Source organism: Kitasatospora sp. NPDC003701, assembly GCF_053587085.1.
Genome location: NZ_JBSFNM010000083.1, coordinates 1 through 22412, shown reverse-complemented (window position 1 = coordinate 22412; position 22412 = coordinate 1). Strand labels below are relative to the sequence as shown.

Here is a 22412-nt window from a genome sequence, read left to right as displayed (position 1 = left end):
GCGACAGACCTCCCCGTGCCACAGACCTCCCCGCCCGGCGGTCGGCCGCGCCTCCCGGCCCGGCCGGCCTGTCGGACCTCGAAGCTAGGCTGGGAAGCCCGCTGTCCCACCGCCCCCGGAAGGCCCTGACCGATGTACGCCCTGCACGCGCTCTGGCGAGCCGACGGCCGCCTCGCCCTCTGGGCGGAGGACGCCGAGGTGTACCGGTCCGGGCGCGCCCCGGCGCACCGGAGCGTGGCGGACGGCGCCGGGCCGGGCCGGGCCGGCGCCCACCCCTACGCCTGCGCCGCCGGCGACGTCGCCCGGCTGCTGGGGGTGATCGGACCGGGCCTGGACTGGCTCGCCGGCCAGGGCGCCGAGCGCTGGACCGGCCTGCTGCTGCCCGCCCTCGGCGGCCGGCCGGTCCCCTCGCCCGACCTGCCCGTCGGCGCCGCGCCGCGCGGGGTCACGCTGAGCCCCTGGCGGGTGCCGACCCTGCTGTTCGACGCCGCCGAGGCCGCCCAGCTGCTCGGCGCGCTGCACGACCCGCACTGGCCGGGGGCGACCGTCGAGCTCCCCGGCGGCGAGTCCGTCGAGCTCGCGTACGGCGCCTCGCTGCGCTGGCTGTCCGCCGTCCACGACCTGGCCTGGCGGTTGATCGGGCGCGGGCGGCTGCTGCCCGCGCTGGAGCAGGAGCGGCCGGGGGAGTGGTACGCGCGCTGGCGGCCCGCTCCCGATGCCTCGGCCCGCCGGGAGCTCGCCGCCCTGGCCGCCGGCTGCCCGCCGGTCTGCCGCGCCGAGCAGCCCCCGCCGGGGCCGCGGCACGCCGCCGACGACCACACCGCCGACGACCACGCCTGCGCCGGGCGCTCCGCCGTCGACCTGGCCGCGGAACTGCTCGACACCCTGGTCGACCGCGAGGCCCGGGCCGCGCTCGCGGACCTCGAACCGCCCGCCGAACCCTGGCTCGCCGCACTCCACTCCGCCGACGGCCGGCTCCGCGAACTCCCGCCCGCCGACCTGCCCGAGCGGCTCACCGCCTGGTCCGCCGCCCGGTCGGCGGACAGTCCGGTCAGGCTGAACCTGCGCCTCGGCGAACCGCTCGGCCCGGACCCGGACGACCCGGACGGCGGCGCCGTCGCCGACTCCTGGCGGCTCGACCTGCTCGTCCAGGCCGTCGACCGGCCGTCCCTGGTCGTCCCCGCCGACTCGCTGTGGGCCGAGGACGAGGCGTACGCGGCGCTCGCCCGTACCGTCCCCGATCCGGCCGGGGCCTACCTGGCCGAGCTCGACCGGGCCGCCCGGATCCACTCGTCGCTGCGCACCGCGCTGCTGAGCCCCCGCCCCACCGGCGTCGACCTCGACCGCGACGGCGCGCTGCGCTTCCTGCGCACGGCGGCGCCCGCGCTCACCCGGGCGGGCTTCGGCGTGCTGCTCCCGGCCTGGTGGCAGCGGCGCCCCCGGATCGGGCTCGCCCTCACCGCGGCGCCGGCCGCCACCCCCGGCGCGGTCAAGCGCACCGCGCAGATCGACCGGGACGCCGTACTGGCCTTCCAGTGGCAGCTTTCGCTCGGCGAACTGACTCTCACCGAGGAGGAGTTGGCCGAACTCGCGGCCGCCCAGCAGGGCCTGGTCCGGCTCCGCGGCCGCTGGATCGAGGTGGACCAGGCCCAACTCGCCGCCGCGGTGCGGTTCCTGGCCGATCACGGCAGCGGCACGATGGAGCCGGTCGAACTGCTGCGGCTGGCCGTGGACGACCGCGCCGTCGTCGACGGCCTCCCGGTCACGGCCGTCCACGCCACCGGGCCGATCGGCGAGCTGCTGGCCGGCGGAGCCGCCGACGCCGACCGGATCCCGGAGCTGCCCGCAGGGTTCACCGGTACCCTCCGCCCTTACCAGCGGCGGGGGTTGGCCTGGCTGGACGCCCTCGGCCGGCTCGGGCTCGGTGCCGTGCTCGCCGACGACATGGGCCTCGGCAAGACCGTCCAGACCCTGGCCCTGCTCGCGCTGGAGCAGGAGCGCGGCGCGGTCGGTCCCACCCTGCTGGTCTGCCCGATGTCGCTGGTCGGGAACTGGCAGCGGGAGGCGGCCCGGTTCGCCCCCGGCCTGCGCGTCCACGTCCACCACGGCGTCGACCGGTCGGTGCCGGACCCGTCCGCCGACCTGGTGATCACCACGTACGGGCTGGTCCAGCGGGACGCCGCCGACCTGCGGCGGATCCGCTGGCGGCGGATCGTCGCCGACGAGGCCCAGCACGTCAAGAACCCTGCGGCCCGCCAGTCCAGGGCGCTCGGTTCGCTGCGTTCCGGCCCCCGGATCGCCCTCACCGGCACCCCCGTGGAGAACCGGCTGGCCGATCTGCACGCCGTCCTGGACTTCGCCAACCCCGGCCTGTTCGGCAGCGCGGAGTCGTTCAAGGAGCGCTTCTCGATCCCGGTCGAGCAGTCCGGCAACGCCGAGGTGGCGGCCCGGCTCCGGCGGGTGAGCGGTCCGTTCCTGCTCCGCCGGAGCAAGAGCGACCCGCAGATCGCCCAGGACCTCCCGGCGAAGCAGGAGTTCACCGTCCACTGCGGCCTCACCGCCGAACAGGCCGGCCTCTACCGGGCGGTGGTCGCCGATCTGCTGCAGCGACTCCAGGGTGCCCGGGGTGTGGAGCGCAAGGGCGCGGTGCTGGCCGCGATCGGTCGGCTCAAGCAGGTGTGCAACCACCCGGCCCAACTCCTCCACGACGGCACGGAGGTGGCCGGGCGCTCCGGCAAGGTCGAGCGGCTCGTCGAGGTGCTGGAGGAGGCGCTGGCCGAGGGGGACCGCGCCCTGGTCTTCACCCAGTACGCCGAGTTCGGCACCATGCTCCAGCCGTACCTGAGCCGGCGCCTGGGCGAGGAGGTGCTGTACCTGCACGGCGGGGTTCCCAGGGGGCGGCGGGACGACCTGGTCGAGCGGTTCCGGGCCCCGGACGGGCCGCGGGTCTTCCTGCTCTCGCTCAAGGCGGGCGGCACCGGCCTCAATCTCTCCGCCGCCAACCAGGTGATCCACCTGGACCGTTGGTGGAACCCCGCCGTCGAGGACCAGGCCACCGACCGGGCGCACCGGATCGGCCAGCGCCGTGACGTGCAGGTCCGGCGGCTGGTCTGCGTCGGTACCGTCGAGGAGCGGATCGCCGACCTGATCACCGCGAAGCGCGCGCTGGCCGACGCGGTGGTCGGCGGCGGCGAGCAGTGGCTGGCCGAGCTGTCCACCGAGCGGCTGCGCGAGCTGCTCACCCTGTCCGCCGACGCGATCGGAGAGTGACCCGCCGCCATGCCCGCACCCGGTGACCGCCCACTGGCGGACTGTCTCGACACCTTCTGGCAGGGCCGCCTCCCGCGCCCCGTCGAGCCCGCCGAGGGCGAGCCCGAACCCGCCCCGGCCGTCGATGAGTTGGCCGCCTCCGGCATCACCGTGCGCGGCCGCCCGCTGGAGGGGCTGCTGGCCCCCGCGTACCGGCGCTTCACCGACACCGGCTGAGCCGCTCCCCGCCACCCCCGCAGCAGCACCCGAAACACGAACCCGAGACCCGGACGCGGAACCCGGACCCGACACCGACTCGGCCGGCACCCCCGGCGTACCGGTGGGCACCGGCCGAGCGGCCGGACCGACAGACCGACCGAGGCCTACCTGCCTACCGAGCCGTCAGCGGGTAGTGGTCGGAGAGGTCGTTGTAGGTGTAGCTCGTGCCCCAACTGCTCACCGTCCACGGCGCGCTGTGGGAGCGGACCACCGTGTTGGTGTAGCTCGCCGGCCGTGCGTGGTCGGCCCGGTAGAGGACGTAGTCCAGGTCCTCCTTGGGCTCACCGGGGTAGCGGTAGGCGGCGATCGAGTTGTCGACCGTGTCGAAGGAGTTCGCCCAGCCGTTGCGCGTGTCGGCGGGCGCCACGTTCGCGTTGGCCAGCAGCGAGGGGTACTCGCTGCCGTGCGAGTCGATGTTGAGGTCGCCCGCGATCAGCACCGGCTCGGCGGCCGGGATGTTCTTGCCGTCGATGAACGCCTTCATCGTCTTGAGCTGCGCCGCCCGGACCGCGGCCGGCTGCCCGGCGGAGCAGCCGGTGTCGGTGGACTGCAGGTGCGTGCCGATGACGTGGGTGCGCTGGCCGTTGACGTTCAGCACCGCGTAGACGAAGCCCTTGTTCGACCACCAGTCGCTGCCGCAGGCGTCCTTGAAGACGTACTGCTCCTTGCGCAGGATCGGCCACTTGCTGAGCAGCGTCACCCCGCCGTCCTCCGGGGTGGTCGAGCTGAAGCTGCCGCCGGTGGCGTCCCAGCCGCCGGTCGAACGGCCCACCACCGGGGTGTGGTACGGGTACGCGGCGGAGGCCTGCGCGGTGAGCAGGTCGGACGCGGCGTTGTCGAAGGCCTCCTGGAGCACGACGACGTCGTGGCCCTGGAAGACGTCGGCGGCGGCGATGGCCTTCGCCCGGTAGTCCTGGCCCCAGTTGGGGTACAGGTTCTTGCTCATCAGGAAGACGTTGTAGGTCAGCACGTCGAGCGGCGCGACCGTCGGCGCGGCGGCGGTCGCGGTCGGCGGAGTCGCTGCCCGGGCGGCGGCGCAGGGGGCGAGCAGGGCGGCGGCGACGGCACAGGCGGCGGCCAGTCGCGAGCCGCGGCGCAGGGCGGTGGGAGTTGGCATGCGCGCAGTCAACGCGCCCTCGGCCACGCCCGGCAAGACGTTCGACGATAACCGTATGAACTCGACGGTAACTTAAAGCTGTCTGTCCAACTCGCTCTCGGGGTCACGAACTTGCCTGGACAACTTCCCCGGCCACCACATGTGCCGGTGCAGGTCCATGGTCAGTGCGGTGACCAGCACCGAGCGCACCACCAGGGTGTCCAGCAGCACCCCGAGCGCCACCGCGAAGCCGATCTCGGCGAACCCCACCACCGGCAGCGTCCCGAGCACCGCGAAGGTGCTGGCCAGGATCAGCCCGGCGGAGGTGATCACCCCACCGGTCGCGGCCAGCCCGGCCACCGCTCCCTGCCGGGTGCCGAGGTGCGCCGACTCCTCCCGCACCCGGGTCATCAGGAAGATGTTGTAGTCGATGCCGAGCGCGACCAGGAAGACGAAGACGAACAGCGGGAACGCGTTGTCCTGGCCCTCGAAGTGGAAGACGTGCTCGAAGAAGAACGCGCTGATCCCGAGCGCCGCCGCGTACGACAGCACCACGGTGGCGATCAGCACCAGCGGCGCGGTGACCGCCCGCAGCAGCACCGCCAGGATCACCAGCACCACGCCGAGCACCAGCGGGATGATCGTCCGGTTGTCGTTCGCGGCGGCCCGCCCGGCGTCCAGGATCACCGCGGTACTGCCGCCCACCTTGGCGTCGGCGTTCGGCACCGCGTGCACGGCGGCCCGCACCCGGTCCACGGTGTCCTTGGCGGCCTGGCTGTCCGGCGGATCGGCGAGCGTGGCCTGGAACAGCGCCTGCCCCTCGTGCGTGGTCGGTGTCGACGTGCCGGCGATACCGGGCGTCGCCTGCGCCACCGCGCGGACGGCACCCGCCTCGCCCGCCGTGCTGATGACGGTCAGCGGAGCGCCGGTGCCGCCGGGGAAGTGCTGCTCCAGCACCTGTTGGCCGACCACCGAGTCCGGCGTCCCGGTGAACGAGCCCGCGGTGCTCAGACCGGTGGCGTTCAGCGAGACCAGCCCGATGCAGCAGGCCCCCAGCGCCAGGCCGGTGCCGATCCACACCTTGCGCGGACGGCGGCCGATCCAGGCGCCGACATGGGCCCAGCGGCCGGTCCTGGTCGGCTCCGGCGTCCCGAACGCGGGCTTGACCGGCCAGAACACCCAGCGGCCGACGACCACCAGCAGGGCCGGCAGCAGGGTCAGCATCGCCGCCAGGGCCACCAGGACGCCGATCGCGCAGACCGGGCCGAGACCGCTGGTGGAGTTCATCTCGGCGATCAGCAGACAGAGCATCGAGGCGACCACCGTGGCCGAGGAGGCCAGGATCGCCGGCCCGGCGCGGTGCAGGGCGAACGCCATCGCCTCGTGCCGGTCCTCGTGCCGTCTCAGCTCCTCCCGGTAACGGGCGGTGAGCAGCAGCGCGTAGTCCGTTCCCGCGCCGAGGACCAGCACGATCAGGATGCCGGCGCTCTGCGCGTTGACGGTCAGCCCGGAGTGCTCGGCCAGCAGGTAGATCACGGCCTGGGAGACGACGAGCGCGCCCGCCGCGGAGATCAGCGGCAGCGCCCAGAGCACCGGACTGCGGTAGGTGAGCAGCAACAGGATGATCACCACGCTGATGGTGGCGGCCAGCAGGGTGCCGTCGATGCCCGCGAAGGCCTCGGCCTGGTCGGCGCCGACCCCGGCCGGGCCGGTGACATGGGTGGTCATGCCCATGCTGTCGGCGGCGGCGGTGGCGCGCATGCTGTCCACCGCGGGGCGCAGGTCCTGCCAGCCGCCGGTGCCGATGTCGACCGGCACGATCGTCTGCATCGCCTGGCCGTCGGCGGAGAGCACCGGCCCGACCACCGGCCCCAGGACGTGCGGGGCGGTCGCGAAGGCCGTCGCGTCCCGGGCCGCCTCCACCCGGTCGGCGGGGGTGATCCCGCCGTCCCGCTGGTACACCACCACGGCCTGCGCGGTGTCCACCGGCTGGAAGGCGCGCTGCTCGGTCAGCACCTGGGTGGACTCCGCGTTGCCCGGCAGCCAGCTGGAGGCCTGGTTGTCCTCGGCGTCGGTGAGCTTGCCGGCCAGCGGTCCGGCCACGACAAGCAGCACCAGCCACAGCGCCAGGACCACCCACTTGCTGCGGCGTCCGCACGGCAGCGCGGCCAGCTTCCGGGTCGGGTTCATGCGGAAACCCCCAGGGGCCTCGGGCGTCAGTCGTTCCAGACTCCCACCGCCCCCGCGACCCGGCAGCCCGGGTCGTCCGGGCGGGGGCGGTCCGCGCGCCGATCCGTCGGGATCACCCGGACGGGACGCGCGCGGGCACGGCGGCCCGCTCGCGCAGCTCCTTCAGCAGCGCGATGTCCATCGCGTGCCCGGTGCCGTCGCCGCCGTGCTTGCGGTCCGGGGTCTCCACCAGCAGGGGGACGCCGGCCGTCGCGGGGTGCTCGAACAGCTCGCGGAACGGCTCCGCCCCGATCAGCCCGGCACCGATGTTGGCGTGCCGGTCCTTGCGCGCGCCGACCGCGTCCTCCGAGTCGTTGGCGTGGATCAGCCGCAGCCGGTCCGGCCCGGCTGCCGCCACCAGCGCGTCCAGCGCCGCGCGGACGCCGCCCGGCACCGCCAGGTCGTGGCCGGCCGCGAAGGCGTGGCAGGTGTCCAGGCAGACCCCGACCTTCGGGTGGCCGTCCAGCGCGTCCAGATAGGCGGCCAGGTCCTCCATCCGGGAGCAGAGCGAGCTGCCCTGACCGGCCGTCGGCTCCAGCAGCAGCCGGGGCGCGCCCTCGCCGAGCGCGTCCAGCTCGTCCAGCAGCGGCCGGACGTCCGCGCGGACCTGGGCCATCGCCTCGGCCCGCCGCGAGCCGCCGCCCGGGGCCGTCCCGACCGCCGAACCGGTGTGCAGCACCACGCCGGCGGCGCCGATCGCGTGGCCGCGCACCAGGGAGTGCCGCAGGGAATCGGCCGAGCGCTCGCGGGTCGCCGTGTTGTCCGAGCCGAAGTTGATCAGGTACGGCGCGTGCACGAAGGCCGGGATGCCCTGCTCGGCGCAGGCGGTGCGGAACTCCTCGTCCTGGGCGGGGTTGCCCGGGGGAGTGGCCCAGCCGCGCGGGTTGGCCACGAACACCTGGACCGTCTCGGCGCCGACCCGCCGCGCGTAGGCCAGCCCGGTGCCGGCCAGTCCGCGGGCGGCCACCGGCACATGGGCGCCGATCGGGTTGCGGGCGGAGACGGCGGGCGGTACGGCCCCGGCGGGCGGCGCGGCGACGGCGGTGTTCATGGCTCCGAGCATGCCACGCGGGCCGGCGGGCCCGGCGCCCAGGCGGGTGCGGTCCGGGCCTCGTGCACGCACGGCACGCCCGGAACGGGCCCCGCTCTCCCCGATCGGGTGAACCGGGGGCTCGGACCCCGGTCCCGGACTCCCGGCCCACCGGTCCCCGGCGCGAGCGGCCGCCCGCGCCCACCCCGCCACGCCCCCGCGCCACGCCGAGGGGCCCGCCACCTGGCCGACGCTCCGTCAGTCCCGCAGCCCAGCCCTGGTGGCGGGGCCCCTCGCGCGCCCATAGCGTCGATTCGGCCGACACCCACCGGCCGTCATCCCCCGCACACTCCGTGTCACCGCGCCGGCGTCCCCGCGAGCGCGCAAGAAAGCAGGTCACCACTCATGCCCACGCGACGGGTCCATCACCTCGCCGCGGCCACCGCCGCCGCCACGACCGCCCTCACCACCGCCCTGACCACGCTCGGCGCCGTCCCCTCGGCGCACGCGGCCGAGGCCCTGCACCTCGTCCAGCCGGGCGAATCGATCCAGCAGGCCGTCGACGAGGCCCGCCCCGGCGACACCGTCCAGCTGCTGCCCGGCACCTACCTGGGCAGCGTCCGGATCACCACCCCGGGCCTCACCCTGCGCGGCGCCGGCCCGGACAGCGTGATCGCCCCCGGTGACGCCGCCGACGGCAGCGCCTGCGCCACCGCCGGACACGGCCTCTGCGTCGTCGGAGCCGACGGCCACCCGCTCACAAGAGTGACGATCGAGAGCCTCGCCGTCACCGGCTTCCGCAAGAACGGCATCAACGCCTCCGGCACCGACGGCATGACCGTGCGCGCCACCTACGTCCACGACAACGGCCAGCAGGGCATCAGCCAGGAGAGGTCCACCCGGGCCGTGATCACCGGCAACGAGTCGACCCGCAACGGCCAGTCCGGCGTCTTCCTCGCCAACTCCGTGGACAGCGAGGGCGGTGCCATCACCACCGACGGCACCGTGGTCAGCGGCAACCTGCTCACCGACAACCGGATCGGCGTCACCGTCCGCCGCCTGCGTGACCTGAGCGTCGAGGCGAACGAGATCCACGGCAACTGCGGCGGCGTCTTCATCGTCGGCGACGAGGGAGTCCCGCGGGCCGGGGCACTGGGCGTCAGCCGCAACCGGGTCGTCGCCAACAACAGGTACTGCCCGCCCAACCCCCGCCTCGACGCCATCCAGGGCACCGGCATCCTGCTCACCGGCGCCGAGGACACCACGGTGACCGAGAACGAGGTCAGCGACAACGTCGGCGCCTCGCCGATGTCCGGCGGCATCGTGCTCTTCCGCAGCGTGGTCGGCGTGGCCAACGCCCGCAACACCGTCACCGGCAACCACGTGGTCGGCAACGGCCCGGCCGACCTCGCCGACCGCGACACCGGCACGGACAACTCCTTCGCGCGCAACCAGTGCGCGGTCTCCGAGCCGGCCGGCCACTGCTGAGCCGCGGCACCGCCCGCAGCCCCGAGGGCCCGAAGAACCCCGGACAACCCCGGACCCGAAGAACCCCGGACCCGATGAACCCCGGACCCGATGAACCCCGGGCCCGAAGAACCCCGGCCCCGAGAACCCCGGCCCCCCGAGACCCCAGCCCCACCTCCCACCTGCAGAAAGACGGCACATGACCACCGCACCCGCCACCACCCCGCAGGCCGCGATGCGCCTGCGGGAGCTCGTCTTCGGCGCCGCCTGCGCCGCCGCCGTCCGCGCGGCCGCCAGGCTCGGTGTCGCCGACGCGCTCGGCGACACCCCGACCACCGTCACCGACCTCGCGGCCGCGCTCGACACCGAGCCCAAGCCGCTGCGCCGGCTGATGCGGGCGCTCACCTGCTACGGCATCTTCCACGAGACGGGCGACGACCGTTTCGAGCACACCGAGATGTCCCGCCTGCTGCGCGAGGACGCCCCGAACAGCCTGCGCTACATCTCCCTCTGGTGCACCGAGCCGTGGACGTGGGAGGCCTGGCCGAAGCTGGACGAGGCCGTCCGCTCCGGCCGCAACGTCTTCCCCGAGCTGTTCGGCAAGGAGTTCTTCGACTACCTGCACAGCGAGGGGGGCGACTCGGCCAAGGTCTTCGACAAGGCGATGACCACCTCCAGCCGGCAGTCCGCCGCCGACTTCGCCGAGTACCTCGACCTCACCGGGATCGACTCGGTGGTCGACATCGGCGGCGGCCAGGGCCACGTGCTGGCGAGCCTGCTGGAGAAGCACCCGGCGCTGCACGGCACCCTGCTCGACCTGCCCAAGGTGGTCGCCGGCGCCGACCCGCGGCTGCGGGACGGCGGCGCCTTCTCGGCCCGGGCCCGGCTGGTCCCCGGCGACTGCCGGGTCGACATCCCGGTCCACGCCGACCTCTACATCATCAAGAACATCCTGGAGTGGGACGACGAGAGCACTCGTCGCACCCTCGCCAACGTCGTCCTGGCGGCCCGTCCGGGCGCCCGCGTCGTGGTGGTCGAGAACCTGGTCGACGACAGCCCGTCGATGCGCTTCACCACCGCGATGGACCTGATGCTGCTGCTCAACGTCGGCGGCGCGAAGCACTCCAAGGAGAGCCTGGTGCGGCTGATGGCGGAGGCCGGCCTGGACGTGGCCGACGTCCGCCCGGTCAATCCCTACCTGCACGCGTTCGAGGCCACCGTGCGCGGCTGAGCACCGCGCCCGCGACGAGCGACCGCCGGCCCCCGTCGAGGGGGCCGGCGGTCGTCGCTGTCCGGGCTCAGGCCTTGCGCGAGGACTCCAGGTGCGCGAAGACCACCACGTTGTCCAGGTAGTCCTTGCGCTTCTTGTCGTACACGCCGCCGCAGGTGATCAGCCGCAGTTGGGAGTCCGTCGTCTTCCCGTACACCCGCTGGTCGGGGAAGGCGTTCTTGGCGAAGGTCTCCACCGAGTCCACCGAGAAGACGGCGACCGTGCCGTCGGCCCGCTGCACCTCGACCTTGTTGCCCGGGACGAGCAGGCTGAGCAGCAGGAACACCGCCGGGCCCTTGCTGGTGTCCACGTGCCCGGCCACCACGGCGGCGCCGCGTTCGCCGGGCGAGGCGCCGTCGCGGTACCAGCCGACCAGGTTCTTGTCGTCCGGCGGCGGCGCGTTGAGCTCCCCGGTCGGGTTCACCGTCAGCTCGGTGAACGGCGCGTCGACGGCGATCTGCGGGATCCGCAGCCGGGTCGGCTTGGCCCGCTTCAGTGCGGGAGCCGCCGGCGCGGCCGCCGCGGTGGGCTTGGCGGCCGCCGCCGGGGCGGCGTCACCGGGGGACGCGCTCGCGGTGGCGGCCGGGGGAGCGGCCTGGCCGGGTCCGGGATCGGACGAGGGTGCCACGTCCACCGAGTTGTAGATCAGCAGCAGACCGACGGCCGCGGCGCCCATACCCGCGCGCAGCAACCGGGACGTTCCAGCGGCCGGACCGGCCATCGTTCCACTCCTAGGTCGGGCTTGTGACGGCCGGGGCGGTGTCCGCGGCCACCGGGTCGGGTCGCGACCGGTGGCCCGCCGGCCCGCGGCCACCGGGAAGTCCGGGACGGCGCCGCTCGGCCCGCGGCGCACGGCCGGGTGCGGCGCCGCACGTGCTCCCGCCGTGGCCACCGCTCAGCGCGGTGGCCACGGCGGGGAGACCGCGGCGCGGCGCCGGGTCAGATCGCGGCGCCGCTGGTCCGACGGCCGCGACGCAGCGCGAGCGCGCCGGCACCGAGGCCGCCGAGCAGCAGGACGGCGCCGGAGGCGAGGCCGCCGCCGGACAGGGCCAGGCCGCCGCCGCCGGTGTGCACGCCACCGTGCGGGGTCTTCTCCTCGGCCGCCTTGTGCTCCTCGCCGGACTTGTAGTCCTTCTCGGAGGAAGAGGAGGAGCCCTTGTCCTGCTTCTCCTCCCAGGTCTTCTGCCCGTCGGGGCTGGCAGCCTTGTCCTGCTTCTCCTGCCAGGTGAGGTTCTTGTCGGCCGAGCCGTCCGCGTAGGCGGCGGGGGCGGCGACGGTGAGTGCGGCGGCGACGGCCGCTCCGGCGAGCAGCGTGCGTGCAGAACGCATGGGGACGATCCTTCCGGCGCGGGGCCGCGACTGCCGACACGTCGTCGGGCAAGGGGACTCGCGGGGTGCGCCTGAACCACCGTCATTCACCGGGGCGGCCGCTGCCACCGGAGGGCGGCGGTCACCGCCGTGGCGGTGCGCCCTTCGAGTGGACTCCTGGGCGTGTTCACCCGAGTGCCCCGGCGATCCGGGTGATTCGGTATCCGGGCCCCGGGCGGGCGGGGCAGCCGAGCCGGCCCCCGAGCCCGGACCGCGGCCACGAGGAAGCGGCGGCTCCGGGAGGTCACCCCGGGGCCGCCGCGGTCCGGCCGGATCGACGCCGGCTCAGTGCAGCTGCTGCACGCCCGTGCTGTCCCGCACGAACACGGAGCGGCTGTCGGCATCGCGATAGCGCTCCTTCAGCGTGAACGCGGCGGGTACGCCGGGGACGGGCGCGTCCGGGGCCTCGTAGTAGAGGACGTACGTCTTCGCGCTGTCGGTCTCGTTCTCCAGCTGGAGCCAGCCGGTGAATCCGGCGGCCGGGAAGGTGCCGGTCGCGGTGACGTTGTTGGCGGTGCCGGAGTGGCTGAAGGCGAAGGTCGCGGTGCCGACCTGGAGGCGCTTGTGCCCGCTGTCGTTCCAGCGGCGGAAGAGCGCGATCCACTCGTCCGGCCAGGGGCCGCCCTCGCCGTCCGGGGGCATGCCGTTGCCGTCGACCCGGGAGAGGATGTCGTCGGCGTTCGCGACCACGGAGTCGTAGTCCCAGAGGTCGACCGCGAAGGTCATGTGTTCCCGGTCGGTCGCCCGGAACATGGGGCGGATGTGGAGTTCGAAGACGGGAGTGCGCATATCAGCTGTACACCTCCAGCAGGACGTTCTTCAGGGCGACTTCGTCGAGCAGTCCGGCCGGCTCCTCGGGCAGCCCGTCGGGGCCGTTGGCCGGCACGTACTGGAGCGTCAGTACCAGGGACTCGGGGGCGGCGTGTGACGCCTCGAGGACGGCCGTGATGTCGAAGCGCGCGTTGCACTCGGTCGGGTGGTGAGGGTGCGCCGTGGCACCGCGGTGGCGGCCGGAGGCGCGGTCGCCGTCGTCGGTCATGTGGTGCGCCACCCACATCGCGACGTAGCCGACGCCGTAGCGGCGGGCGAAGTCCGGGTCGTCGGCACGGAACTCGACGTCGGCGGGGTGGACGTAGGCGCGCAGCACGTAGCTGCCGGCGACGGGGACCTTCACGTCGTCGAGGCGCACCACGACCTTCCGGGCCTCGGTGGACGGGGCCACGAGGCCGAACTCCGCCCGGGAGTTGCTCCGCAGCGAAGCCGTCAGGTTCGGAGCGGAGACCAGTGCCAGCGGCTCGGTCGCCAGCAGCCGGCGGGTGACCGGCTGCGGGGTCTCCACGGCGAAGGCCGTCTTCAGCTGGTCCGTGTACGCGTACTCGTAGCCCAGGGCCACGGTGTCGGCGAAGTCCGCGACCTTGTGTTTGGCCTGGGGGAGAAAGCCGCGCAGGTCGTGGTCGGGCGAGGTGAGGGCGGGCGCCCCGTTGCGCCGCTGCCATTCGGCCCAGAGCAGGTCGATGAAGCAGTGGAAGCTGTAGTAGATCGGGTCCATCGCGGCCGTGCTCGGGACCTTCATCAGACCGCCGATGAAGTTGAAGTGCATGAAGTTGTGCGGCCCGTCTTCGAGGCGCCCGTAGTCACCCCCCGCGTGCGCCTCCGGAAAGCCGCCGAACGAGCCCTGGTCGGTCTCGGTCGTCACGATCTCCAGGGTGTCGGGCGGCAGCGGCACCGGGGCGGTGATGCGGTCCTCCACGAGCCCGGGCAGCGAGAACGCGGGCGGGAACTTCCCTGCCGTCTGCGGGTGGATCCAGTCCCAGTACGGCAGGGTGACGTTCGCCGTCCGCGGCGGGTCCGATTCCTGCAGGAGCTTCTCGAAGTGGTACAGGTGCGACCGGTGCCACGGCAGGAACAGGTCGTTGCCGTGCTCGCACGGGCCCACGAACTGGTCGTTGTGCAGTGCGGCCTGGAAGTCGTAGCCGGTCTCGTCGTCCGGGTTCGCGGCGGACCGCGCGCGCAGGATCCCGAGGGCGTGGACGTAGTCGTCCAGCTCGCTCGGACTCAGCGAATTGATGTCGCGTCGGCTCTTGGTCATGGGGTCACCTCCGTTGCGGCACAACGTATGCGCGCGGGCCGACCGCCATCGTCAGCCGTGCGGTGCGGCGCGTTCTCCGCCAGTCGACCGGAGTACCGCCCGCCCGGGTGCCCGCCCGGCGCCGGCCCGCCCGCCCCGGCGCTTCGCGATGCGCCGGTCCGCGCCCCCTGTCCGGGCCGCTCCTGCCGTGCTGACATGTACTCGACAACTCGCCGGAGGCTCGCACGTGGGGGTGCGCGGCCGGGAACCGGCGGGCAAACGGAAGGTGAAGCCCGTGACTGTACGCATGATGGCCGTCGGTGGTGCGGCGGCAGCGCTGCTCGGCTCCTCGCTCGGCGGCATCGGCGGTGGCACCGCCTCCAGCGGCTGGACCACGCCGCCGCCGGACAAGATCGTCATCGACGTGGCCACCGTCAACGGCTCCGGCTGCCCGGCCGGCACCGCCGCCGTCGCCGTCTCCCCGGACAACACGGCCTTCACCGTCACCTACAGCGACTACATCGCCCAGGTGGGCGTCGGGTCCAAGCCCACCGACTTCCGGAAGAACTGTCAGCTCAACCTGAACGTCCACGTCCCGCAGGGCTTCACCTACGCGATCGCCGCCACCGACTACCGGGGCTACGCGCACCTGGAGAAGGGGGCGAGCGCGGTGCAGCAGGCGAACTACTACTTCCAGGGCTCGCCCCAGACCACCAAGCTCAGCCACCGGTTCACCGGGGCGCTCGACGACAGCTGGCAGGCGACCGACAGCGTCGCCGTGGCGGCCCTGGTCTGGGCGCCCTGCGGCGAGCTCCGCAACTTCAACATCAACACCGAACTCCGGGTCAGCGCCGGCACCTCGGACCCGACCAGGACCACCAGCTTCATGACCATGGACTCCACCGACGGCAGCATCAACACCACCTACCACCTCGCCTGGAAGCAGTGCCCCTGACGGACGCCGCGCACGGGCCGACGCGCGTCGGCCCGTGCGCGCAGCGGGCCGCCCCCCGACCTGCGCCGGGGGGCGGCCCGCTAGGACGGGGGGTGCGGTCAGCCCGTGCCGCCGCGCTCCCACCGGTAGAACTCGTGCGCCATGGCGTCCTTGGGCCCCCGCCAGGTGGCCGGGTCGTAGGCCTGGACGAAGGCGGTGAGGCGGTCGCTGACGTCCCGGAACTCCGGGTGCCCGACCACCTTGGCGACGGCCGGGCCCGGCGGGCGGTCCGCCTCGATCAGGTGCAGGTAGACGTCGCCGAACTGGAAGAGGCTGCGCCCCGTGACGCCGATCAGGTGCGGCAGCTCGCCCCGGTCGGAGTCGGCGAACACCTCGGCGATGCCGTCGGCGGCGTCCGGCTTCATCCGGGCGACGATCAGTGCGCGGTGCATCCGGCTCAGACCTCCCCCGCCTGCTTCTCGACCTTCTCGCGGATCAGCTGCATCTGGACCCGCGAGTTGCGGTTGATGTGGTTCACCATGCCGTCGTCGTCGACCGGCGCGGTGGGCTTCATCGCGAAGTCCTGGACCCAGCGCATCTTCGTGCCGGCCGGAACCTCCGCGTACTCCCAGCGGATGTCCATGAACTCGAACGGCCCGGGCTCGACCCGGCGGGCGCGCACCGCGAGCGAGGCCCGGTCGGTGGTGCGCTCGGAGACCCAGCTCCAGATCTGGCCGTTCTCGTCGGGGTGCATGGTGAGCCGGAAGCGCACGCTGTCGCCGTCCCGCTCCAGCACCTCGACCGAGGCGTACTCGCTGAACAGCTGCGGCCAGTTCTCCAGGTCGTTGGTGATCTCCCAGACCAGGTCGAGCGGCGCGGCGATGACGATCTCGTTGTCCGTGTGTCCGGGCATCTCAGGCACCGGCCTTCGTGGCGAACGAGGAGTTCACCAGGTCGAGGAACTCGGCCGGCGTCTTCGCCGACTCCGCTCCGTTGGTGACCTTCACGCCGTGCCGGTTCTCCAGCTCGCCGACCACGCCGAGCAGACCGAGGGAGTCCACGCCGAAGTCGTCGAAGCTGGCGCCAGGGCGCTCCAGGTCGAGCGGGTCGATGACCACGCCGGCCCGGGCCTGGATCAGCGCGGCCAGTTCGGGGTGGCTGAGGGTGTTGCTCACGGGATGTTCCCTTCAGTTCGTTGCGGAAGCGGTGCTTCGGTCAGGCCCGGTCACCGCGCCGGAGCACCAGCGCGGAGTTGGAGCCCATCAGCCCGCGGCTGAGCACCAGCGCGGTGCGCAGCTCGGCCGGGCGGGCGCGGCCGGTCACCAGGGCGAGGTCGTGGCAGACCTCGGTGACGTTGGGGGTGGGCGGCACCACGCCGTCCTCCATGGCGAGCACGGCGGCGGCGGTGTCCAGCAGCGGGGCGCCGCAGTAGGCCCGCCCGGTGCCGGCCTTGGGGGCGGTCACCGGTACCCGCTCGGCGTACGGGCCGAGGGCGTCGGCCAGGGCCAGCGCCTCGGCGCGGTCGGCGGCCGGGACGCCGAGGGCGTCGGCGAAGACCACGTCGATCTCCTCCGGGGCGATCCGGGCCTGGTCGAGCGCGATCCGGACGGCGTTCGCCAGCCCCTCGCGGGACTCCTCCCAGCGGGAGGCGCCGGTGAAGGTGGCGCCGTGCCCGGCCAGGTACGCCCGGACGGCGGCACCGCGCCGGCGGGCCGTCTCCTCGTCCTCCAGCAGCAGCATCGCGCCGCCCTCGGCGGGGGCGAAGCCGTTCGCCTCGGCGGAGAACGGCAGGTAGGCCCGGTCCGGCCGGTCGGCGAGGCTGAGCTCGGGATAGCCGAGCTGGCAGACCATCGAGTACGGCGCCAGCGGGGCCTCGGCCGCCCCGGCCACCACCGCGTCGGTGCCGCGCGCGATGGACCGGGCGGCGTGGGCGAGGGCGTCCAGGCCGCCGGCCTCGTCACTGGCGACCACCCCGCACGGGCCCTTGTAGCCGCCGCGGATCGAGACCTGGCCGGTGCTGGCCGCGTAGAACCAGGCGATGGACTGGTAGGGACCGACGAACTGCGGCCCCTGTCCCCAGAGTTGCTGCAACTCGCGCTGTCCGAACTCGCCGCCGCCGGAGCCGGCCGCGGTCACCACGCCCACCCCGAAGGGTTGGTCGGGATCGGGAACGAACCCGGCGTCCGCCACCGCCAGGTCGGCGGCGGCCATCGCGTAGTGCGTGAAGCGGTCGGTCTGTACCAGGTAGCGGCTGTCGATCACGGACTGCGGGTCGAAGTCCCGTACCTGGCCCGCGATGCGCAGCGGTAGGTCCGCGCAGCCCTCGCGGGATATCCGGTCGAGGACGCTCACGCCCTGCCTGGTGGCCTTCCAGAAGGCGTCGGCCCCCACGCCGTTCGGCGCGACCACGCCGAGGCCGGTGACCACCGCCCGGCGGCCCTGCTGACGTGACGTCATGGATCTCACCCCGTTCTGTTGAGCACGACGGCGGACTGGAATCCGCCGAATCCGCTGCCGACCGACAGAATGTGACGGAGCGGCAGCTCGCGCGCGGTGCGCGGCACGTAGTCGAGGTCGCACTCCGGGTCCGGAGTCTCGTAGTTGGCGGTCGGCGGTACCACGCCGTGGGCCAGTGCGAGGGTGCAGGCGACCACCTCGATCGCGCCGATCGCGCCGAGCGAGTGCCCGACCATCGACTTGATCGAGCTCATCGGCGTCCCGTACGCGTGCTCGCCGAGCGAGCGCTTGACGGCCGCCGTCTCGTGCCGGTCGTTCTGCTTGGTGCCCGAGCCGTGCGCGTTGACGTAGTCGACGTCGGTGCGGTTCACCCGGGCGTGGGCGAGCGCCTCGTCGATCGCCCGGGACATCTCCAGCCCCTCCTGGGTGAGGCCGGTCATGTGGTAGGCGTTGCCGAAGGTGGCGAAGCCGCCGATCTCGCCGTAGATGCGGGCGCCGCGCCGCCGGGCGTGCTCCAGCTCCTCCAGCACCAGGACGGCGCCGCCCTCGCCGAGCACGAAGCCGTCCCGGTGGGCGTCGAAGGGGCGGGAGGCGTGCTCCGGGTCGTCGTTGCGCTCGCTGGTGGCCTTGATGGCGTCGAAGCACGCGACGGTGATCGGCGAGATCGGCGAGTCGGAGGCGCCGGCGATGCAGATGTCGGCGCGCCCCTCCTCGACCGCCTGGAAGGCGTAGCCGATCGCGTCCAGCCCGGAGGTGCAGCCGGTGGAGACGGTCTGCACCGGGCCGTGCGCACCGGTGCGCTCGGCGACCGCGGAGGCCAGCGTGCTGGGTGCGAAGGCGCGGTGCAGCTGCGGCTCGGCCCGCCGGTGGTCCACGTCCCAGCGCGCGCCGCCGGCGCTGACCAGGGCGTAGTCGTGTTCCAGCCGGGTGGTGCCGCCGACGGCGGTGCCGAGCGAGACGCCGATCCGCCACGGGTCCTCCGCGGTGAGGTCCAGGCCCGCGTCGGCGACCGCCTCGTCCGCCGCCACCATCGCGAACTGCACGTAGCGGTCGGCCCGTTGGACCTCGTCGGCGCTCAGGCCGTGCGCCGCCGGGTCGAAGTCGCACTCGGCGGCGATCCGGGAGCGGAACCCGGTGGGGTCGAAGAGCGTGATGCCCCTGGTCGCCGTCCGGCCGGAGGTGAGCAGTTGCCAGAAGGCCGGTACGCCCACGCCACCGGGCGCGACCACACCGATCCCGGTGACGGCGACCCGCCGTGTCACGAAGCCACCTTGGCGTGTTCCGGCGGGCCGGAGGTCACGGCTCCGTCGGTCTCCTCGGTGTCGACGTGGCCGAGCTCCGGGCGGGGCGCGAGCGGGCCGAGGTGGAAGACCATCCGGGCCTCGGTGTCGCCGACGTTGCGGAAGCGGTGGCGCATGTCGATCGGGATCATCAGGCCCTGGTTGGGCTTCAGCAGGCGGGTCTCCCCGTCCAGGTCCACCTCCAGGTCGCCGGAGACCACGAAGACGAACTCCTCGGAGTACGGGTGGTAGTGCTCGCCGATCCGCTCGCCGGGCTGGACGATGGCCAGGCCCATGAAACCGCTGGTGGCGCCGCAGGTGGTCGGGGTGAGCATGGCGCGCAGGTCGCCGCCGCGCCGGCGGTTCTCCGGTGCCTCGTCGACGTGCACGATCCGTGGGTACTGCGTGGACATGGTTTCTTCCTTCGGGTGTCGGAGCCGGCGGACGGCCGATGGTCGGTCAGGTGAGCTGCGAGCTGCGGTCGGTGACCGGGCTCATGGCGCGGGCGGCGAGGAAGGCGCTCAGACCGGCGACGGTGCGCAGGTCGCCCTCGGGGCCGAGGTCGAGCAGCCGGCCCAGGACGGCGGCCTCGCGCTCGCCGGCCACGCCGAGGGCGGCGGCCGGCTCGGCCTCGGCCGGGACCCGCAGGTCCACCAGGCGGACCACGACGTCCTCCCGGTGGAAGACGATGCTCGCCGCGAGCGGTCCGGTCGGGTCGGTGGTGGCCAGGTTGTCGTGCTCGGCGAGCAGGGCCGCCACGGCCGCGCCGTTGCCCGGTTTGACGGGGTAGAGCACGGCGTGCCGGTGCAGCCTGCCGGAGGCCGGGGAGCCGGCGATCGCCTGGTGCTCGGCGGGCAGCGCCGCACGGGCGAAGAAGGCGCGGGCCGCCTGCGGGTCACCCAGCTGGCGGGCCTCCTCCAGGTAGGGGTTGATCGCCTCCTCGACCGCCCGGACCTCGGGCTGCATCGCCACGTGGCGCAGCGCGTCGCCCAGGTTGCCGATCACCTCGACGGCCCGGACCACCCGGTTGCCGTGCATGAACAGGGAGGTGCGGCGCAGCCGGGTGGTCTCGTCCACCTCGGCCTGGGGGGAGGCGTAGCCGGAGAGGATCCGGGCCACCTCGTGCTCGCTGCCGGGCTTCACGGTGAAGGTCAGGGCGTGCCGGACCACCCCGTCCGGGCCGGGGGCGGCCTGCGGCGGGCCGACGTGTCCGGCGGGCGTGGTGCGCGGCAGGCCGGGCGGTACGTCCACCGGCTTGCGGGTGCCGGTGGCGCCGGCCGCGGAGGTCTCCCGGAGGATGGAGTAGCGCAGCGAGCGGAAGGTGTCGCTGACGCAGCCGTGCATCGGCTTGACCATCTCGCGGTGGGCCGGGCTGTCCACCCACTCCAGGAAGGTCTCCTGGTCCTTCCACTCACTGGTGATGAGCCACTGCCTCGGGTCGTTGATCGACTGGCAGAGCTGGTCGCTGACGTGGCCGGGGACCGAGGCCACCTGGTGGCGCAGCTTCTCGTACACGTCGAGGAAGCGCTGCTGGGCGCCGTCCTTGATCTCCAGCATCAGCATCACGCGGAGCCGGGTGTGGGACTCGGCGTGCTGCTCGGCCTGCGGTTCGGACAGAGTCGTCATGATCCACTTTCTTGCTTCGGGGCTGCCCGCGCCGGGCGCGCCGGGCGGCTTCGGTCCGGACGGGCCCCGGCGGGGGAGGGCGGTGCGGTGGCGGGTCGGCCCGGGCGGGTGGGGGCCAGGCCTGAGGTCGATCGTGCGCGGACCCCACGAGTGGCGCGAGATATGCGGGCCATCCGAGCGAAGGGGCGGCAGAACGCACCCGCCACGGGGGATGGAAGAGCGGGGCCGACGTGCGCGAAGGCCCCGCCGAGGGCGGCGCCGAGCCCCGCAGCCGGGCCGCGAACCCCCGTACAGGCTGGAGCAATTGATGAATCCGAAGGTTGACGACCGGGTGCCGGTCCTGATCGTCGGCGGCTCGCTGGTCGGGCTGTCGGCCTCGCTCTTCCTGGGCCGACTGGGTGTCAGACACCTGCTCGTCGAGAAGCACGCCGACACCTCGCGTCACCCGCGTGGCCGAGGCAACAACGTCCGCACGATGGAGCTCTACCGGGGGGCCGGGATCGAGCCGGCGATCCGCGAGGCCGCCTCCGTGCTCGCCGCGAACCACGGCATCCTGCAGGCCCCCTCGCTGACCGGCGAGGAGCAGGAGTGGCTGTTCCGGGAGATCGACCCGGGCGGCCGGCTCGCCCGGTTCAGCCCCAGCTCCTGGTGCCTGTGCAGCCAGAACGACCTGGAGCCCGTCCTGCTGAAGTCCGCCCGCGAGTACGGCGGCGACCTGCGGTTCAGCACCGAACTGGTCTCCTTCGAGCAGGACGGCGAGGGGGTGACGGCGCTGCTGCGCAGCCGGGAGACCGGTGAGGAGCGGACGGTCCGGGCGCAGTACCTGATCGCGGCGGACGGCCCGCGCAGCCCGGCGCGGGAGGCGCTGGGCATCGGCCAGAGCGGCAAGGGCGAGCTGTTCCACAACGTCAGCATCACCTTCCGGGCCAAGCGGCTGGCCGAGGTGGTGGGCGACCGGCACTTCATCGCCTGCTACCTGACCGACCCGGAGGCCGACGGCGCGCTGCTGCCGGTGGACAACCACGAGGAGTGGGTCTTCCACGCGCCGTGGCACCCCGAGCACGGCGAGCCGCTGGAGGCGTTCACCGACGCGCGGTGCGTCCGGCACATCCGGGCCGCCGTCGGGGTGCCGGACCTGGAGGTGGAGGTCACCGGGAAGGCCCCCTGGCACGCGGCCGAGCGGGTGGCGCAGCGCTACTCCGCCGGGCGGGTCTTCCTGGCCGGGGACGCCGCGCACGAGATGTCGCCGACCGGCGCGTTCGGCTCGAACACCGGCATCCAGGACGCCCACAACCTGGCCTGGAAGCTGGCCGCGGTGCTCTGCGGCTGGGCCGGGCCGGAGCTGCTGGAGACCTACGGGCAGGAGCGCCGACCGGTGGCGGAGGTCACCAGCGAGCGGGCCTCGGCGCGCTCGGCGGAGCACAGCCACCCCGGGTACGCGGTGGTGCCCGGCGTCGGGCGGCAGGCCGGGGTGCTGGCGGTGGCGCTCGGCTACCGCTACCCGGTGGGCGCGGTGGCCGGCGCGGACCCGGCCGGCCCGGTGGTGCCCGAGGCGTTCGAGTCGGGCGGCGAGCCCGGCAGCCGGGCGCCGCACCAGTGGCTGCTGCGGGCGGGCGTCAAGCTCTCCACCCTCGACCTGTACGAGCAGGCGATGGTCCTGCTGACCGGTCCCGAGGGCGCGGCCTGGCACCAGGGCGCCCGCCGGGCGGCCGACCGGCTGGCCGTGCCGCTGGACGCCTACCGGATCGGCACCGGGGCGGAGGACGACCTGGCGCCCGAGGCGGGTGCCGACTTCGCCGAGCTGCACGGTGTCCGTGCGGGCGGCGCGGTGCTGGTCCGCCCGGACGGCTTCGTCGCCTGGCGTAGCGAGGACGCGGCGGCGGACCCGGAGGCGGCGGTGGAGGCGGCGCTGCGCACGGTGCTGAAGCTGTAGGCACGGCCGCACCCCGGGCCGGAGGCCCGCCGAGCCCCCAGCCGGCCCCCGGCCCCGAGCGGGCACCCCGGCCCCCGGGCCCGAAGCCGATCCCCGAGGCGTCCCCCCGACGCCCCGGGGATCGGC

General features: G+C 74.0%; 20 protein-coding genes. 6 read left to right on the top strand and 14 right to left on the bottom strand.

The genetic code is table 11. The features are described 5' to 3' along the window. The first annotated feature begins 132 nt into the window (after positions 1–132). Positions 133–3270 (top strand): DEAD/DEAH box helicase, encoded by a 3138-nt coding sequence (locus ACWDRR_RS40545; RefSeq protein ID WP_449777320.1) that lies wholly within the window; start codon positions 133–135, stop codon positions 3268–3270. 9 nt (positions 3271–3279) lie between these two features. Then, a complete protein-coding gene (locus tag ACWDRR_RS40540) occupies positions 3280–3486 on the top strand; it encodes a hypothetical protein (protein ID WP_449777319.1) in 207 nt (68 codons plus the stop codon). A 154-nt stretch (positions 3487–3640) separates the two neighbouring features. On the opposite strand, the gene sph is transcribed toward ACWDRR_RS40540, so the two are convergent. The 3 genes from sph to ACWDRR_RS40525 all read right to left on the bottom strand — a co-directional run bounded on the left by sph (position 3641) and on the right by ACWDRR_RS40525 (position 7904). Further along, positions 3641–4645: a sphingomyelin phosphodiesterase gene (sph, locus tag ACWDRR_RS40535; protein WP_449777318.1), complete on the bottom strand. Its 1005-nt coding sequence runs from the start codon at positions 4643–4645 to the stop codon at positions 3641–3643. 72 nt (positions 4646–4717) lie between these two features. After that, positions 4718–6814, bottom strand: a complete 2097-nt coding sequence (locus ACWDRR_RS40530) for an MMPL family transporter (RefSeq protein ID WP_449777317.1) — start codon at positions 6812–6814, stop codon at positions 4718–4720. A gap of 112 nt (positions 6815–6926) precedes the next feature. Further along, positions 6927–7904 (bottom strand): deoxyribonuclease IV, encoded by a 978-nt coding sequence (locus ACWDRR_RS40525; RefSeq protein WP_449777316.1) that lies wholly within the window; start codon positions 7902–7904, stop codon positions 6927–6929. 384 nt (positions 7905–8288) lie between these two features. On the opposite strand from ACWDRR_RS40525, the gene ACWDRR_RS40520 reads away from it, so the two are divergent. Further along, positions 8289–9371: a right-handed parallel beta-helix repeat-containing protein gene (locus ACWDRR_RS40520; protein WP_449777315.1), complete on the top strand. Its 1083-nt coding sequence runs from the start codon at positions 8289–8291 to the stop codon at positions 9369–9371. Between the two features lie 178 nt (positions 9372–9549). Beyond that, positions 9550–10581 carry a methyltransferase gene (locus ACWDRR_RS40515; protein WP_449777314.1) on the top strand — a complete coding sequence of 344 codons (1032 nt, stop codon included), beginning with the start codon at positions 9550–9552 and terminating at the stop codon, positions 10579–10581. 67 nt (positions 10582–10648) lie between these two features. Here the strand turns inward: ACWDRR_RS40515 and ACWDRR_RS40510 are convergent, their stop codons facing one another. The 4 genes from ACWDRR_RS40510 to ACWDRR_RS40495 all read right to left on the bottom strand — a co-directional run bounded on the left by ACWDRR_RS40510 (position 10649) and on the right by ACWDRR_RS40495 (position 14077). Then, entirely contained in the window at positions 10649–11341 is a 693-nt protein-coding gene (locus ACWDRR_RS40510) for a class F sortase (protein ID WP_449777313.1), read from the bottom strand. Positions 11342–11559: 218 nt separating this feature from the next. Then, the gene (locus ACWDRR_RS40505) at positions 11560–11949 is read right to left on the bottom strand and encodes a hypothetical protein (protein WP_449777312.1); all 390 of its coding nucleotides are present in this window, start codon (positions 11947–11949) and stop codon (positions 11560–11562) included. 324 nt (positions 11950–12273) lie between these two features. Beyond that, positions 12274–12777 (bottom strand): hypothetical protein, encoded by a 504-nt coding sequence (locus tag ACWDRR_RS40500; RefSeq protein ID WP_449777311.1) that lies wholly within the window; start codon positions 12775–12777, stop codon positions 12274–12276. Between the two features lies 1 nt (position 12778). Further along, entirely contained in the window at positions 12779–14077 is a 1299-nt protein-coding gene (locus tag ACWDRR_RS40495; protein ID WP_449777310.1) for a tyrosinase family protein, read from the bottom strand. Between the two features lie 286 nt (positions 14078–14363). On the opposite strand from ACWDRR_RS40495, the gene ACWDRR_RS40490 reads away from it, so the two are divergent. Further along, entirely contained in the window at positions 14364–15011 is a 648-nt protein-coding gene (locus ACWDRR_RS40490; protein WP_449777337.1) for a DUF4360 domain-containing protein, read from the top strand. Positions 15012–15109: 98 nt separating this feature from the next. Here ACWDRR_RS40490 and ACWDRR_RS40485 read toward each other — a convergent pair whose 3' ends face one another. The 7 genes from ACWDRR_RS40485 to ACWDRR_RS40455 are packed head-to-tail and all read right to left on the bottom strand — an operon-like array spanning position 15110 to position 20353. Continuing rightward, positions 15110–15442: a TcmI family type II polyketide cyclase gene (locus ACWDRR_RS40485; RefSeq protein WP_449777309.1), complete on the bottom strand. Its 333-nt coding sequence runs from the start codon at positions 15440–15442 to the stop codon at positions 15110–15112. Positions 15443–15447: 5 nt separating this feature from the next. Then, positions 15448–15903: an SRPBCC family protein gene (locus ACWDRR_RS40480; RefSeq protein WP_360625621.1), complete on the bottom strand. Its 456-nt coding sequence runs from the start codon at positions 15901–15903 to the stop codon at positions 15448–15450. Between the two features lies 1 nt (position 15904). Then, entirely contained in the window at positions 15905–16165 is a 261-nt protein-coding gene (locus ACWDRR_RS40475) for an acyl carrier protein (protein WP_329490975.1), read from the bottom strand. Between the two features lie 40 nt (positions 16166–16205). Next, a complete protein-coding gene (locus tag ACWDRR_RS40470; RefSeq protein WP_449777308.1) occupies positions 16206–17447 on the bottom strand; it encodes a beta-ketoacyl synthase N-terminal-like domain-containing protein in 1242 nt (413 codons plus the stop codon). 5 nt (positions 17448–17452) lie between these two features. Beyond that, complete coding sequence (locus ACWDRR_RS40465) at positions 17453–18709, bottom strand: beta-ketoacyl-[acyl-carrier-protein] synthase family protein (RefSeq protein WP_449777307.1); 1257 nt, start codon at positions 18707–18709, stop codon at positions 17453–17455. Beyond that, the gene (locus ACWDRR_RS40460; protein ID WP_449777306.1) at positions 18706–19140 is read right to left on the bottom strand and encodes a cupin domain-containing protein; all 435 of its coding nucleotides are present in this window, start codon (positions 19138–19140) and stop codon (positions 18706–18708) included. The genes ACWDRR_RS40465 and ACWDRR_RS40460 overlap by 4 nt, the downstream gene beginning before the upstream one ends. Positions 19141–19186: 46 nt before the next feature. Then, entirely contained in the window at positions 19187–20353 is a 1167-nt protein-coding gene (locus tag ACWDRR_RS40455) for a SchA/CurD-like domain-containing protein (protein ID WP_449777305.1), read from the bottom strand. 307 nt (positions 20354–20660) lie between these two features. Here ACWDRR_RS40455 and ACWDRR_RS40450 point away from each other — a divergent pair, with 307 nt between their 5' ends. Next, positions 20661–22286 (top strand): FAD-dependent oxidoreductase, encoded by a 1626-nt coding sequence (locus ACWDRR_RS40450; RefSeq protein WP_449777304.1) that lies wholly within the window; start codon positions 20661–20663, stop codon positions 22284–22286. Positions 22287–22412 lie beyond the last annotated feature (126 nt).

Bases quoted from the DNA above. Each gene is read 5' to 3' on its own strand.
- ACWDRR_RS40470 (WP_449777308.1), bottom strand. From the start codon at position 17,447: ATGACGTCACGTCAGCAGGGCCGCCGGGCGGTGGTCACCGGCCTCGGC.
- ACWDRR_RS40460 (WP_449777306.1), bottom strand. From the start codon at position 19,140: ATGTCCACGCAGTACCCACGGATCGTGCACGTCGACGAGGCACCGGAG.
- ACWDRR_RS40520 (WP_449777315.1), top strand. From the start codon at position 8,289: ATGCCCACGCGACGGGTCCATCACCTCGCCGCGGCCACCGCCGCCGCC.
- ACWDRR_RS40455 (WP_449777305.1), bottom strand. From the start codon at position 20,353: ATGACGACTCTGTCCGAACCGCAGGCCGAGCAGCACGCCGAGTCCCAC.
- ACWDRR_RS40525 (WP_449777316.1), bottom strand. From the start codon at position 7,904: ATGAACACCGCCGTCGCCGCGCCGCCCGCCGGGGCCGTACCGCCCGCC.
- ACWDRR_RS40515 (WP_449777314.1), top strand. From the start codon at position 9,550: ATGACCACCGCACCCGCCACCACCCCGCAGGCCGCGATGCGCCTGCGG.
- ACWDRR_RS40450 (WP_449777304.1), top strand. From the start codon at position 20,661: ATGAATCCGAAGGTTGACGACCGGGTGCCGGTCCTGATCGTCGGCGGC.
- ACWDRR_RS40480 (WP_360625621.1), bottom strand. From the start codon at position 15,903: ATGCCCGGACACACGGACAACGAGATCGTCATCGCCGCGCCGCTCGAC.
- ACWDRR_RS40530 (WP_449777317.1), bottom strand. From the start codon at position 6,814: ATGAACCCGACCCGGAAGCTGGCCGCGCTGCCGTGCGGACGCCGCAGC.
- sph (WP_449777318.1), bottom strand. From the start codon at position 4,645: ATGCCAACTCCCACCGCCCTGCGCCGCGGCTCGCGACTGGCCGCCGCC.
- ACWDRR_RS40490 (WP_449777337.1), top strand. From the start codon at position 14,364: ATGATGGCCGTCGGTGGTGCGGCGGCAGCGCTGCTCGGCTCCTCGCTC.
- ACWDRR_RS40500 (WP_449777311.1), bottom strand. From the start codon at position 12,777: ATGCGCACTCCCGTCTTCGAACTCCACATCCGCCCCATGTTCCGGGCG.
- ACWDRR_RS40545 (WP_449777320.1), top strand. From the start codon at position 133: ATGTACGCCCTGCACGCGCTCTGGCGAGCCGACGGCCGCCTCGCCCTC.
- ACWDRR_RS40510 (WP_449777313.1), bottom strand. From the start codon at position 11,341: ATGGCCGGTCCGGCCGCTGGAACGTCCCGGTTGCTGCGCGCGGGTATG.
- ACWDRR_RS40485 (WP_449777309.1), bottom strand. From the start codon at position 15,442: ATGCACCGCGCACTGATCGTCGCCCGGATGAAGCCGGACGCCGCCGAC.
- ACWDRR_RS40505 (WP_449777312.1), bottom strand. From the start codon at position 11,949: ATGCGTTCTGCACGCACGCTGCTCGCCGGAGCGGCCGTCGCCGCCGCA.
- ACWDRR_RS40540 (WP_449777319.1), top strand. From the start codon at position 3,280: ATGCCCGCACCCGGTGACCGCCCACTGGCGGACTGTCTCGACACCTTC.
- ACWDRR_RS40495 (WP_449777310.1), bottom strand. From the start codon at position 14,077: ATGACCAAGAGCCGACGCGACATCAATTCGCTGAGTCCGAGCGAGCTG.